Raw genomic sequence first — 13,645 nt, 5'->3', positions numbered from 1 at the left:
TTAAATTGCGCTGGAGATTTTGTTAATTAAATCTATGGATAAATAAGGATGCATAGGCAAGCTAATCACTTCCTGGGCTATTTCGTCACCGACAGGCAGAACAATATTGCTGGCAACCGCGGGTTGTTTATTCAAGGGAATGGGGTAATGCACCGCGGTTGGAATGCCTTGTGCTTTTAATCTGTGTTGCAATTCATCGCGGTTTTTAACCCGGATAGTATATTGCGCATAAGCAGAAAGATTGTGTGGCTCGATATATGGCGTGGTTATGATGCCGATGGCATTCAACGCTTGATTATAGTTTTCTGCCACATTTTGACGTAATGCCATTTCTTCCTCAAATATGTCCAGTTTGGGCAGCAGAATGGCCGCTTGCAGGGTATCTAAACGGCTATTAATACCTATTCTGATATGATGGTATCGCCTGTCTTGTCCATGACGGGCAATTTGACGGATAATTTTCGCCAGTTCTTCATCGTTGGTGAAAATAGCCCCGCCATCACCGTAGCAGCCTAAGGGCTTGCTGGGAAAGAAGCTGGTGCATGAGATAGTCGTTAAATTACAGGAGCGCTCCTCTTTATAAATTGCGCCAAAACTTTGGGCTGCGTCTTCTATTACGATTAGGTTATGTTTTTCGGCGATGGCATTAATTTCGTCAAAATCGGCACATTGCCCATATAGAGAAACCGGAATGATCGCTTTGGTTTTTGGTGTAATAGCGGCTTCCAGTAAAGCCGGATCTAAGTTATAGGTTGTGGGCTTGACGTCAACATAGACCGGAATGCCGCCCAGCAGCGCAACGGTTTCCGCGGTGGCGATATAGGTAAATCCGGGGGTGATAACTTCATCACCGGGTTTGAGGCCAATCGCCATTAAGGCAATTTGCAGGGCATCGGTGCCGTTTGCACAGGTAATACAATATTTGGCTCCCGTGTAGGCCATCAGCTTTTCTTCTAATTCCGCTACTTCGGGCCCTAAAATATATTTTCCGTGGGTGAGGACTTTCTGGATATTCGCGTCAATTTTATCTTTAATTCTGCTTTGTTGTGCCGCGAGGTCGGTGAATTGCATTTTTCTTTACCTTTTATACTTTAATTCGGGTCACGGTATGATGGTTGAGTTGATAAATATGTTGAGTGTGCCGGCAGGTTGTTATTGCTTGTCCGTGCAGCGGTAAATCTAATTGCTCACCAAATTCACTTATCCAGCCAATCTGTTTGGCCGGTACGCCGACCATCAGGGCATAATCCGGCACATCTTTATTCACGACCGCACCGGCGCCAATAAAGGCATAGGCGCCAATGGTGGTGCCACAGATAATTGTGCAGTTGGCGCCTAATGTGGCGCCTGTTTTCACCCGGGTGGTTTTATATTCACTTTTTCTTTCAATCAATGAACGTGGATTATAAACATTGGTAAACACCATGCTCGGACCACAAAATACCCCCTCTTCTAAATGAACGTTGTCATAAACAGAGACGTTATTTTGTATTTTGCAGTGATTGCCGATGGTGACTTGGTTACCAATAAAGACATTTTGCCCTAAAGAGCAGCCTTCACCAATTTGGGCGCCGGAACAAACATGCGTAAAATGCCAAATGCGGCTGTTTTTCCCGATTTGGGCCCCTTCATCAACGATGGCACTGGGATGTATCATTACGTGTTCGGTTGACATGATATCTTTTCCCTTTATTTAATACGTTAAAGGTAAAGAAATGGTTTTATTATCTCGGGCTGAGAGATAGGCAGCGATAAGCAGTTCTAATGATTTTAATCCTTCTCGGCCATCCGTGATGGGATTAGCTTCGCCTTTCATGACATCAATGACATTTTTATAATAAAGCGGGTGACCAAAGCCATAAACGGAAGTGGTTTCATAGCTGGCTTCTTTGACTTGCCGGTCATACTCTTTTTCGTCGGAAAAACGCCATTCCTGGATTTCATTGACGGCCAATCCCCCCACCCGGACGGTGCCTTTTTCACCCAGAATGGTGATAGAGCCTTCAAGGTTTTGGGGGTAAGTGCACAGGGTGACGGCCATTGAGCCTAAGGTCCCGTCTCGCCAGCGGATGTTCAGTACCCCGGTATCTTCCGTTTCGATATCTAGGTGTGTTGATGTCATGGCCTGCACATCTTTGACCGGGCCGATTAGCCATTCAATTAAATCAACGTAATGGCTCGCCTGATTCATAAAGGCGCCGCCATCAAATTCCCATGTGCCCCGCCAGGCGGCTTGATCATAATATTCTTGCGGACGGGTCCAGAAAACATTGAGGTGAACCAGATGGATTTTGCCAAAACGTTTTTCACTGACCGCGCGTTTTAGTAATTGTAATGTCGCGTTTAAGCGATTCTGTTTGACGACGAAGAGGCGTTTTCCCGCTTTATCTGCGGCTTTGACCATGTTTTCGCCATCGGCCAGTCGCGTTGCCATCGGCTTTTCTGTGACGACATGAAAGCCTTTATTAAAGCAGGCAATGGCTTGTTCGGGATGCAGGCCGGAGGGGGTGGTCAGGATAATGATATCGGCGGTGATATTATCCAGCATGGTATTGAGGTCGTTAAAACCTGGGACGCCGGTTTTTTCTATCGTCGCGGTTAATACCGCTTGATCGTTATCACAGATTGCCACTAATTCAGCGTTTTCTTGATGTGTTTCCAGAGCATTAAAATGATTTTTAGCAATTCTTCCACAACCGACTAAAGCGAATTTTATTTTTCTGTCTTTAATTATGTTAAGCATGGTTCGTCCTGGATTAAGCTTTGATAACGTTTTGGTGATTCGGAGAATATTTACCGCGGGTATCAACGACTAATTTGGCGTTATTAATGATGAATTCATAATTAAATTTGTCGTGATCGGTGGCTAAAATAACGCAGTCAAATTCTTTGAGATTCTTTTCCGTGATAGGCTGGCTGATTAAGTTAAAATGGTGTTCACGCATTTTAGGGAATACTGGGACGTGAGGATCGGAATATTCAATATTGGCGCCTAAATCCCTGAGTCTTTCCATGATATGTACCGACGGGCTTTCTCGCATGTCATCAACATTCTTTTTGTAGGCAATACCCAAAACTAAGATGCGGCTATTATTAATGGATTTATTCGCTTTATTCAGGGCTAAGACAGTTTTGGTGACAACATAATCCGGCATGGATGAATTGACTTCACCGGAGAGTTCAATAAAACGGGTATTGATACCGTATTCTCTGGCTTTCCAGGTTAAATAGAAGGGGTCAATCGGGATGCAGTGACCGCCTAATCCCGGGCCGGGGTAATAAGGGACAAAGCCGAAAGGTTTGGTTGCAGCGGCTTTAATCACTTCATGGATATCAATGCCCATTTTGTCGGCAACCAGTTTCATTTCGTTGACTAAACCAATATTGACAGCCCTATGTATGTTCTCCAGCAGTTTAGTCATCTCAGCCGCTTTGGTTGAACTGACGGGAACCACCCGGTCAATCGCCGGTTGGTAAACGGCCATCCCGGCTTTTAAGCAGTTTTCAGTATGACCGCCAATGACTTTGGGGATGGTTCGGGTTTCGAAATCAGGGTTACCGGGATCTTCGCGTTCGGGTGAATAGACCAGGAAGAAGTCTTCACCCACGGTTAACCCGTTTTCTTCCACCCGGGGTAATAACTCTTCTTCGGTTGTGCCGGGATAAGTGGTGCTTTCTAAGGAGAGGAGTTGTCCGGCTCTTAAATGGGGTTTTATCATCTCCGTGGTGTTAATCACGAAACTGATATCGGGTTCACGGTATTTATTTAACGGTGTGGGGACGCAAAGAATAATTGCATCGCATTTGGTTATTTTTTTGAAATCTGTTGTGGCTTCGAAACCGGAATGGATGGCCTGATTAATTTTGGCTGCGGGAATATGTTCGATATAACTTTGGCCTGAGTTTAATTTATCTGTTTTTTCTTTATCAATATCAAACCCAATAACTTTAAAGCCAATATCGTTATATCTCAGCATTAACGGTAGGCCAACATAACCAAGACCAACAATGGCAATAATGGCTGTTTTATTATCAAATTTATCGGTGAGAATGTTTAGTGATGACATATTTTGCCTTTAATATTGTGACCTGAAAATGAACTTGTGAAAATAAATAATATTTCGCAGTTTCTAATTAGGGTGCTATTTATTTTCATAAGTGTTATTTGACAGGTGAAACTTTAACAGGCTATTTTTAAATAGTTTGTGTAAGGTCTATTGTTGAAATAATAAATAGTGAAATAATAGTAAAGCTACCGCACTAGGTTATTGGTTCCCAGAAATCCATATAGTTCTGTAATTTCATTTAATTTGATGATTTTTAAATGTTTTTCTTAGTTACCTGTCGCAATAAAAAGAAACAAAATATAAGATTTTTTAATGATTAATGAAAAGAGTAAACTGTCAGCCCTTCCGGGTCAAGCCTGACAGAATACTTGTTTGATGAATTGATAGAATAAGGTTAGGTGATCTTGATATTTGTATTACCGTCCATGAAGCGGCAGCCAGATGACCAGACGCAAGCCGCCTAATGGGCTGTCTTCAGCACGTACCCAGCCGCGGTGCTGGCTAACGGCGGTTTCAACAATCGCCAGGCCAAGGCCTGTGCCGCCGGATTCCCGGTCGCGGGCTTCGTCTGTACGGTAGAAAGGACGGAATATGTGTTCGCGGTCTTCCGGGGTGACGCCTGGACCATCATCATCAACGGTAATGGTGAGCCCTTGATGATCAGCATGGAATGTGACCGCAATATGGTGGTGGGAGTAGCGTAAGGCATTACGCACGATATTTTCAAAAGCACTGCCAAGCGCTAATGGGTTGCAGTAAATGGTCCAGGAACCCGGTGGTAAGGTTGCTTCAAGGGTTTTATCCATTTGTTCAGCTTCGAAGATGGCGTTATCAAGAATATCGTTCCATAAATCGGTTATTTTGATATTTTCCCGCAGAAGTTCGTTTTTATGCTGGCTGCGGGAGAGCACTAATAGATCGTTAATCATGCTGTCCAGACGTTGGGCTTCTGTCTCGATTCTTTCCAATTCTTTGCTTTCACCATGACGGCGGCGAAGTAATGCCGTTGCGAGTTGCAGACGGGTAAGAGGCGTGCGCAGTTCATGGGAGATGTCGGAGATGAGCCGTTGTTGTGCTGTGACCATTCTCTCTAATACGCTGATCATTTGGTTGAAGCTGTTACCCGCTGCCAGAAACTCTTGTGGCCCCGCTTCCAGTTCGGGATGTTGACGTAAATTACCTTTCGCAACATCGTCGGCGGCATTTTTTAATTTACGGGCAGGTTTGGCTAAACTCCATGCCAGCCATAATAGTAATGGCGCACTGATTAACATGGTGGCCGTTAATAATAGTAGTGGCCGGTCAAACATTAGGTTAATAAAGTCTGACTGCGGGCTGTTCGCCGGGCGAACTAAATAAAGTTGGTAATGATCTTCCCCATCCCGGATAGAAAATGGCCCTAACATCTCAGAACGGCCATATTTTTTCTTTTTCGGATGATCCGCGTTATCTGATTGGCCGATAAAGTTGCGGACAACTTGCATTTCACTTCTCTGGGCGCCAATAACTCGTCCTTCACTGGTTACTAGGATCAGGCGTTGTCCTGGTGGTGCCCATTTTTCAATTGCGCGAAATAAACGACGCCACCAAAGTAAATCATTAGCCGGGTCTTGAGCTAATTCTGCTTCAATATGTTGTTCCAGCATGACGCCCTGCCGGTATTCATTTTCCAGCAGGGAGGTTAGTTGCCTGGAATCCAGTTTCGGCACCATTAAGACCAACATCAGGACTAATGCCAGGGTAAACCAGAAAATGGCGAAGATGCGTGCTGTTAGACTGTTTATCATGTTGCGGAAATCATTAAATATCCGCGACCACGTAATGTCTTAAACCATTGCAGGCCATCTTCTCGTTCAGGTAATTTACGGCGCAGGTTGGAAATATGCATATCAATTGCCCGGTCAAACGGGGTCAGTCGTTTACCTAATACTTCCTGGCTCAGGAGTTCGCGGGAAACAACTTGACCTAAGTGTTGAGTCAATAAATAGAGTAAGGTGAATTCAGTCCCGGTTAAATCCAGTATTTGGTTTGCGAAGCTGGCTTCCTGCCGGCCAGGGTTCAAGTGTAGTTTATCAATCTGAAGAGAGGGAGGGCCATTTTCTGCCTGTTGCTGTTCACTCCAGTTTGAACGGCGAAGGATAGCGCGTATACGTGCTACCAACTCACGATCGTTAAATGGTTTGGCGAGATAGTCATCTGCACCTAATTCCAGCCCCAGCACGCGATCTAAATCGCTGCCACGTGCTGTCAGCATAATAACCGGGGTTTGATGGCCTAGCCTGAGTTCTTTCAGTGTTGCAATGCCATTTTTACGCGGCATCATAATGTCGAGTAATAGCAGATCAATTGAATCGTCAAGGAATTTTAATGCCTGCTCTCCATCATGAGCGATAACAACGTTAAATCCTTCCATTTCAAGTAATTCTTTTAATAGTGATGTCAGTTCTCGGTCATCATCAACTAATAGGATTTTATGCATCGATTACTTCCTCCAAGAGCAAAAATACGATAACAAACTTTGCTATTCCACGACTTTACGTTCTTTTACAAGCTCTGACGCTAGTTTGCAGCCGCGTAGGTATAGTTGTCCACAATTTGAATCGAATAGCATCGTTCGGGGAAACGAGGAGTTGTTTAATGCGTAACATAGCAGCGTTAGTTTTAGCGTCAATATTTGTTCTTGGCTCGACAGTATTTTTAGCTGAAACAGCAAGTATAGTGCACGCTGCTACAATACCCGGTAATTGTGCGCCTTGTGGTTATAAAAGCGAGGGAAACCATCATTACCGTAATAATGACATCGGTGATAACGACCATATGTTTAATGGTATCACTTTAACTGAGCAACAACGTCAGCAAATGCGTGATTTGGTGGGGCAAAAGCATCAACAGCGTTCATCAATGTCTATGAGTCGCGCAGAACGTGAAGAGATGCGTAAGTTGGTTACCGCGAAAGATTTTGATGAAGCGGCAGTAAAGGCCCAGGTTGAAAAGATGGTTAAATATAATGTTGAACGTCAGGTAGAAATGGCCCGTATTCATCATCAGATGTACCAATTGTTGACTCCTGAGCAGCAGGTGCAATTGGAGCAACATCATCAGCAGCATGTGTCTCAGTTACCGAACTGATTTGTAATACCCATAGCAGTAAAGTAAATAGTAGCAAACGAAATTTTTCCTTGCCATAGACACCATCCCTGTCTTTTCTCCCGCCTTTTGGCGGGATTTTTTTATCTGGCTAAGGTTAATTTACTTTAAAGTCAACCAGATAAAAATTTTATAAGCAACTGTAAGTAACGCGAAAATTCTTAAATGTGGACACTTTTGAGTGCTACGGTTGCTTGTTATTGCTAAATTTCTATGCCTCCATTTAGTGGATTTAACGTGATTGCAAATAGTCGGGTGCTAGATGAGCATACGCCATAGTTTGTTGTATATTGGCATGACTGAGTATTTGTTGCAGTGCAACAATGTTTCTACCTTTCATCACAAAATGACTTGCGAATGTGTGGCGTAGAACGTGCGTTGCTTGTCCCCATCTGGCACCCGTGCTGAGACATAGCAGCGCAATTTTTCTTTCATCCCCTAAATGAACTCAGGATAGCGATTGCGCGAAAAAATGAACTGACAGAACCATCAAGAGATTAAGAGGAAATATGATGCGTGATGATTTAGACCTCTACATTGAGGAAAGAACCAAAGAAAACCCCCGATTTAAAGCCACGTTAGCGGAAGAGGAGAAAGAGCTTGAGTTAGCGATTGAGATGCAGAATATGCTGACTGAATGGCGGAAAAATGCTGGGCTGACCAGCGCTCAGGTTGCTGAAAAAATGGGTATCAAACCACCGACTGTATCAAAAATAGAAAAAAATATCGTTAAGGCATCCATTGATACACTCAGTCGCTATGCGCGTGCCTGTGGTGTTAACGATATCAAAATATCCTTATCATTAACAAAGTGATCGTTTTTTATTCTTTTGTTGCGGGTGCGCAAAGGGTACATAAACCCCCCCATTCCCCGCACCAATCCGCAAGATCAAACAAGGATCTCATGCTCCACCAAGCACCAGTGAAGCAGCAATCTGACGATGCCCGCTTTAACGATATCCATCAGTCCGTCGAATTATGCGCCCAAGAGCAGCAGGCCACGGTGGAAGCCGTGAGCACACTTTCTCAACAAATAGGCGAAATAACTCCTATCAAACAGAAGCAGACCGAACTTGAAACCCAGCTTATTGACACCCTCTAAAGGACTGACCGGGAGCAAATTTATCTCTATCGTTACGATGAGGATATAGAAAATATAAAAATTCTCAGAATATTGCACACCTCCAGAAGAATAAAGTGATCACCGTAGCGGAATCACCCTCTTCGCTATGGCACAAGACTATCGTCATGGCGTCCGCGTGCTGGAAATCAACAAGGGCGCGCGCACTATTACCACGGTCAGCACTGCCATTGTCGGGCTAGTCTGTACAGCAGATGATGCTGACACCAAAACCTTTCCCTCCTCCCTCCGGCAGGTTTTTTTATTGTTGTTATTCTAACCAATCCTGTTTATCTTATTTCATTTAACTTAAGTGGATTTGATTGTTCATTTGTTTTTTGGAAGGGAAATGATATGTCTGGTAATGAGGTGAAAGATAGGCGTCCGATCAAAACACGTAATGCAATATGGGTCGGGAGAACGGCTAAGTGGCTGCAATATAGAGGGGTGACACCAAATGGCATATCTGTTGCCAGTGTTGTTTTTGCTGTATTAGCTGGGTTGTGTTTTGCGGTTTGTTTTTTGGTCAAACCTTTCTGGCTGACTTCAGTTTTATTGATTACTGGAGCGATACTTATTCAAGCCAGGTTAATGTGTAATTTATTGGATGGGATGGTTGCTGTTGAAGGGGGATTGAAGACGGCTGCCGGCGCTGTTTTTAATGATCTTCCAGATCGTATTGCGGATTCTTTTATTCTGATTGGATTGGGATATGGTTTAACACTTTTTCCATTTGCGATTTCTCTTGGCTGTATTGCTGCATTATTGGCTGTTTTGACAGCCTATATTCGTTTATTAGGTGGTACTTGTGGTTTGCCTCAGCGTTTCCTTGGCCCGATGGCGAAACAGCACCGAATGGCATTAATTACTGTTGGTTCAATCGTCGCCGCTTTTTTATCTCAGTTATGGGGCCAGTACCTTTTGTTTGCGATATTAGTCGTTATCACGTTGGGCTGTCTCTGGACATGTATTCGGCGAACCAGAGTCATATTGGCTGAATTGCAAGAGAAGGATGCTTGTAATGAATAGATCACAAGAAGTGACATTGGTAAGTAAAGGGATGGGCTCTTTTCTGTCCGGGCTTTGCCGTTTATTAACCGGGGTGAGTATTCGTTGGATTGGGTGTAAGCCATCGGTAGTTGCCCGGATTTATTATGCCAATCACACCAGCCATTTGGATGGATTAGTTATTTGGGCCGGATTTCCCCGGGTATTACGTTATCGGGTGCATCCGGTCGCTGCCCGTGATTATTGGAGTAAGACGGGGCTGCGCAGATATTTTATCAATAAAGTTTTTCGGGCTGTCCTGATTGATCGCAAAGGGGAGGATGGTTTAAAAGAAAATACGCTTATACCAATGGAGGATGTATTAAGGCGTGGGGAGTCTTTGATCTTATTCCCGGAAGGGACGCGGGGAAGTGGCGAGCAAATCAATAAATTTAAAGGTGGTCTGTATTATTTAGCCAAGAAATACCCTGATGTTGAGCTTATTCCTGTCTATCTGGAGAATTTAAACCGGGTTTTGCCAAAAGGTTCGGCACTTGTTGTTCCGGTTATTTGTTCGGCGACATTTGGCCGGCCTTTGGAAAAATTAGGTGAAAACGAGGAAAAAGCTGATTTTCTACAGCGGGCTCGCCTGGCATTGGAGGCGTTAATACTATGACCATGCTTAATAATAAATTGCTTTTGTTGCTGGGTGGCATGTTTGTGCCGTTAATTATTGCCAGTATTATTGGGGCAATACTGGCCTCTAAGCATTCAGGGGGAAGCCATCCGACAATTGAGAATCTGAATGCCCGCATTCGCGGTTGGTGGGGAATGTGCATTGTTTGTGTGTTGTCCGTCATTGTTGGGCCAATCGGTTCAGTTTTATTATTTGCAAGTATGTCATTTTTTGCTTTACGGGAATTTTTCACTTTGACACCAACACGACGAAGTGACCATGAGGCCATGTTCTGGTGTTTCTTTATTTTCATGCCGTTGCAATACATTGCTGTTGGTATTGAGTGGTATGGCGTGTTTTCTATTTTCATTCCTGTTTATGTTTTCCTGTTTTTACCTGCCCGTATTGCATTGGCTGGAGATACGACGAACTTTCTGGAGCGGACAGCTAAAATACAGTGGGGGATGTTAGTTGCTGTATTCTGTATTAGCCATGCGCCTGCTTTATTAATGTTGGATATTCCAGGTTATGAAGGGGAGAATGTCGAATTATTGCTGTTTTTAATGATTGTGGTGCAGATGTCGGATGTTTTGCAGTATGTGTTTGGTAAATTGTTTGGCAAACATCCGATTGTGCCTAAGTTAAGCCCGAATAAAACCGTTGAAGGTTTTGCCGGTGGTATTTTGGCTTCCGTTTTATTGGGGATGTCACTTTACTGGGTAACGCCATTTTCTCCGTGGGAGGCGGGTTTGATGTCGTTGGCGATTACGTTGATGGGCTTTATCGGCGGTTTGTGTATGTCAGCGATAAAACGCGATAGTGGTATCAAAGATTTTGGTGAAATGATTGAAGGTCATGGCGGAATGTTAGACAGAATCGATTCTTTATGTTTTGCCGCCCCAGTATTTTTCCATCTGACACGTTATTTCTATACGTAGTGGAAAGATACCAGTGCAATGAATGAGGGTTATTGGTGATTGATCAGTACTGTGGTGTAGGTTGCCCACAGTACTGGCCTCTTTTTTGTTGATAAGGCGTATTCCCGATCAGCGTGAGGAGTCGCGGAGCTATAATTAAATTATTCTCAGTTAAATTGATCTCAAAAAGGGACTTATTGTTAATGCAGACTTGGTTTTTTACCGTATTATATGCAGGGTTGAATCAATTCAGCATGATTGCCTCAGTACGTTGGGCGATAACAGGTTAGAAAGGCAGATTTCTGTTTCAGGTAAAGTGATAGCATACGAAGTCCGCCGTTAGCGGGTTTGCAATTATTACATCTACAAGTTTAGAGGTCATCATGATCAACGAAATCAAAAGAATCGGTGTCTTAACGAGTGGCGGTGATGCGCCGGGTATGAATGCGGCTATTCGTGGTGTGGTTCGTGCAGGATTAACCGAAGGGTTAGAGGTTTTCGGTATTTATGATGGCTATCTTGGCTTGTATGAAAACCGTATGAAGAAACTTGATCGTTTCAGTGTATCCGACATGATTAACCGCGGTGGTACTTTTCTGGGGTCAGCCCGTTTCCCTGAGTTCAGGGATGAGAAAGTTCGTGCTATCGCTATTGAGAACATGAGAAAAATCGGTCTTGATGCACTGGTGGTTATTGGCGGTGATGGTTCTTATCTTGGGGCGAAGAAACTGACCGAAGCCGGTTTCCCATGTATCGGTCTGCCGGGTACCATTGATAATGATGTGGCGGGTACGGACTATACCATCGGCTATTTCACCGCGCTGGAAACGGTTGTTGAAGCCATTGACCGCCTGCGTGATACTTCAACTTCCCACAAACGTATTTCCATTGTTGAAGTGATGGGACGTTATTGTGGTGATCTTACTCTGTCAGCCGCTATTGCGGGAGGTTGTGAGTTTATCGTTCTGCCTGAAGTCTCATTCAGTCGTGATGAATTGGTCGCTGAGATTAAAGCGGGTATCGATAAAGGTAAACGCCATGCGATCGTTGCGATGACTGAGCATGTTTGTGATGTCTATGAACTTGCGAAGCATATCGAAAAAGAGACTCATCATGAAACCCGTGCAACCGTCTTAGGCCATATTCAGCGTGGTGGTTCTCCGGTCGCTTATGACCGTATTCTGGCTTCCCGTATGGGAGCATATTCCATTCAATTGCTGTTGGAAGGTTATGGTGGCCGTTGTGTTGGTATCCAGAATGAGAAACTTGTTCATCATGACATCATTGATGCAGTGCAGAATATGAAACGTGTGTTTAAACAGGATTGGCTGGAAACTGCGAAAAAGCTGTACTGATCACGTTAATACAAGCAAATTTGAATCTGTTGCAGCCTCTTTGGAGGCTCAGACCTCTGACAAACCTCGTTGAAAAGAGGGTGTCGCAAAAGGGTTGAGGTCATTTTTTCAACGCGTCAAATTGAATCCAGCTCCCCTTCTTTAGTGCCTGTTATTTGTCCGAATAACAGGCTAAACATCACCCATAATATCAGAGCTACCGCTCTTGATAAGTTATAGGCCATCGCATGCAGGGTAAATTCCAACTTTACCGCTGACAATCCCTTACGCCGAAAGCGCTCCAGCCCCTGAATTCCTCGCAAGGCTGAAAATACCGGTTCCACTATGCTCTTTCGTTGACTCAATATCTGTTTTGATTCAGGGGTCGCCATATGCAAACGAAGTTCATCCCGCTTTTCATCTTCCGGATAGCGTTTTATTTTTCTCCCGCCTTTGGCCTGCGTACATTGGTTTTTTTGCCTGCATTGGACGCAATTGGCACCGCCATAAACCCGATAGCCTCGCGTTTTTTCCGACCCGGCTACTGTGCTTTTCAGGGATAATTGATGGCGGGCAGGACAGGTATAACTGTTTTGCTCGCCATCATAGATAAATAACGATTTGGGGTAAATTTTCCGGGGGGTCTGCCGGTGGGAATTTTCAGAGCAAAACAGCCGGATTTGATATTTTTGTGTCTCAGCTATCACCGCGTCATGGAAATAACCGGCATCCAATAACAATTTGTCCGGATGATATCCCGATAAATTGAAATTCTGCGTCAATAAATCCGCCATCACCTGTGTTTCACTGGACGGATCGACGGTCTGGGCGACAATAATCCGCCTGGTATTGACTAAAACAGACGGTTTATAAGCCGTTGAAAATCCCTTTCCCCGCTTGAGCTTCTGGACGACCGCTTCTGGTTCTGTTGGATTAATACGCAGCTGGCTGCCATCTTTACCCTTTTTTTCCCGATTTTCTTGTCGGCGCCGTAATACTTCGGCGCTCTGTTCCAATTGCTTAATGCGTTTTTCTGTCCGCGCAGTAGCGGGCGCTGCCGTGAGGGCGCTTTTTTCTCGTGAAATCGCTTCCTGAGTCAAAAGATGATAATAAGAGCACGCAGCTTCAATCACTGTTCCGTCACCCGCCAGGCACGAAATCCCGGATTGGCTGCGGCGCAAAACAGATAAGGTCAGTTCTTTAAAAAACGTCCCTGTCAGGACAGCTTGATGCTGATAAATGAAACGCCCAAGGCTGGCGTGATCAGGTGTCACGCCATAACTGACAAAAATACACCCCAAATCTAAACGCGCCAGGTGTTCAAGTGCTCTGAGCGAGCAGTGTCCTTTCATGATCCCATAAAGCAGGATCCCCATCATTGAACGGGGAGAATACGG

14 protein-coding genes and 2 pseudogenes are annotated in these 13,645 nt (G+C 44.4%); 8 read left to right on the top strand and 8 right to left on the bottom strand.

The genetic code is table 11. From position 1 onward, the window contains the following. The 6 genes from LGZ99_RS05590 to cpxR all read right to left on the bottom strand — a co-directional run bounded on the left by LGZ99_RS05590 (position 1) and on the right by cpxR (position 6,546). Positions 1-1,071 carry a DegT/DnrJ/EryC1/StrS family aminotransferase gene (locus LGZ99_RS05590; RefSeq protein WP_262978917.1) on the bottom strand — a complete coding sequence of 357 codons (1,071 nt, stop codon included), beginning with the start codon at positions 1,069-1,071 and terminating at the stop codon, positions 1-3. Between the two features lie 13 nt (positions 1,072-1,084). Next, positions 1,085-1,675 carry an acyltransferase gene (locus LGZ99_RS05585; protein WP_023045302.1) on the bottom strand — a complete coding sequence of 197 codons (591 nt, stop codon included), beginning with the start codon at positions 1,673-1,675 and terminating at the stop codon, positions 1,085-1,087. Positions 1,676-1,693: 18 nt separating this feature from the next. Next, positions 1,694-2,743 (bottom strand): Gfo/Idh/MocA family protein, encoded by a 1,050-nt coding sequence (locus tag LGZ99_RS05580; protein WP_036839958.1) that lies wholly within the window; start codon positions 2,741-2,743, stop codon positions 1,694-1,696. Positions 2,744-2,756: 13 nt separating this feature from the next. Further along, the gene (locus tag LGZ99_RS05575; RefSeq protein WP_262978916.1) at positions 2,757-4,067 is read right to left on the bottom strand and encodes a nucleotide sugar dehydrogenase; all 1,311 of its coding nucleotides are present in this window, start codon (positions 4,065-4,067) and stop codon (positions 2,757-2,759) included. Between the two features lie 416 nt (positions 4,068-4,483). Further along, positions 4,484-5,854 (bottom strand): envelope stress sensor histidine kinase CpxA, encoded by a 1,371-nt coding sequence (gene cpxA, locus LGZ99_RS05570; protein ID WP_021326577.1) that lies wholly within the window; start codon positions 5,852-5,854, stop codon positions 4,484-4,486. Continuing rightward, a complete protein-coding gene (gene cpxR / locus LGZ99_RS05565) occupies positions 5,851-6,546 on the bottom strand; it encodes an envelope stress response regulator transcription factor CpxR (protein ID WP_021326578.1) in 696 nt (231 codons plus the stop codon). Before cpxR ends, cpxA begins: the two co-directional genes overlap by 4 nt. Before the next feature lie 158 nt (positions 6,547-6,704). Here cpxR and cpxP point away from each other — a divergent pair, with 158 nt between their 5' ends. Beyond that, entirely contained in the window at positions 6,705-7,196 is a 492-nt protein-coding gene (gene cpxP / locus LGZ99_RS05560) for a cell-envelope stress modulator CpxP (RefSeq protein ID WP_023043962.1), read from the top strand. Positions 7,197-7,417: 221 nt separating this feature from the next. On the opposite strand, the pseudogene LGZ99_RS05555 reads toward cpxP, so the two are convergent. Then, positions 7,418-7,599 (bottom strand): annotated as a pseudogene (locus LGZ99_RS05555) (tyrosine-type recombinase/integrase); the annotation flags it as partial. 124 nt (positions 7,600-7,723) lie between these two features. Here LGZ99_RS05555 and LGZ99_RS05550 point away from each other — a divergent pair. The 7 genes and pseudogenes from LGZ99_RS05550 to pfkA all read left to right on the top strand — a co-directional run bounded on the left by LGZ99_RS05550 (position 7,724) and on the right by pfkA (position 12,269). Beyond that, positions 7,724-8,029, top strand: coding sequence for a helix-turn-helix domain-containing protein (locus LGZ99_RS05550; RefSeq protein WP_031281288.1), 306 nt, complete (start codon positions 7,724-7,726; stop codon positions 8,027-8,029). Between the two features lie 89 nt (positions 8,030-8,118). Beyond that, a complete protein-coding gene (locus LGZ99_RS05545) occupies positions 8,119-8,316 on the top strand; it encodes a hypothetical protein (protein ID WP_023043628.1) in 198 nt (65 codons plus the stop codon). A 127-nt stretch (positions 8,317-8,443) separates the two neighbouring features. After that, positions 8,444-8,575 (top strand): annotated as a pseudogene (locus tag LGZ99_RS05540) (phage tail protein); the annotation flags it as partial. Positions 8,576-8,688: 113 nt separating this feature from the next. Then, entirely contained in the window at positions 8,689-9,363 is a 675-nt protein-coding gene (locus LGZ99_RS05535; RefSeq protein ID WP_023043630.1) for a CDP-alcohol phosphatidyltransferase family protein, read from the top strand. Then, a complete protein-coding gene (locus tag LGZ99_RS05530) occupies positions 9,356-9,997 on the top strand; it encodes a lysophospholipid acyltransferase family protein (protein ID WP_021326584.1) in 642 nt (213 codons plus the stop codon). Before LGZ99_RS05535 ends, LGZ99_RS05530 begins: the two co-directional genes overlap by 8 nt. Beyond that, positions 9,994-10,935, top strand: a complete 942-nt coding sequence (locus LGZ99_RS05525) for a phosphatidate cytidylyltransferase (protein WP_023043631.1) — start codon at positions 9,994-9,996, stop codon at positions 10,933-10,935. Before LGZ99_RS05530 ends, LGZ99_RS05525 begins: the two co-directional genes overlap by 4 nt. Positions 10,936-11,297: 362 nt before the next feature. Next, a complete protein-coding gene (pfkA, locus tag LGZ99_RS05520) occupies positions 11,298-12,269 on the top strand; it encodes a 6-phosphofructokinase (RefSeq protein ID WP_262978915.1) in 972 nt (323 codons plus the stop codon). 116 nt (positions 12,270-12,385) lie between these two features. Here the strand turns inward: pfkA and LGZ99_RS05515 are convergent. Beyond that, a partial coding sequence (locus LGZ99_RS05515) for a transposase (protein WP_262978914.1) occupies positions 12,386-13,645 on the bottom strand: 1,260 nt, incomplete at its 5' end.

Source organism: Photorhabdus temperata, assembly GCF_025384845.1.
GTDB classification, from domain to species: Bacteria; Pseudomonadota; Gammaproteobacteria; order Enterobacterales; family Enterobacteriaceae; genus Photorhabdus; species Photorhabdus temperata.
The sequence above is the reverse complement of the archived record's forward strand: the minus strand, read 5'-3'. Positions and strand labels throughout refer to the sequence as shown.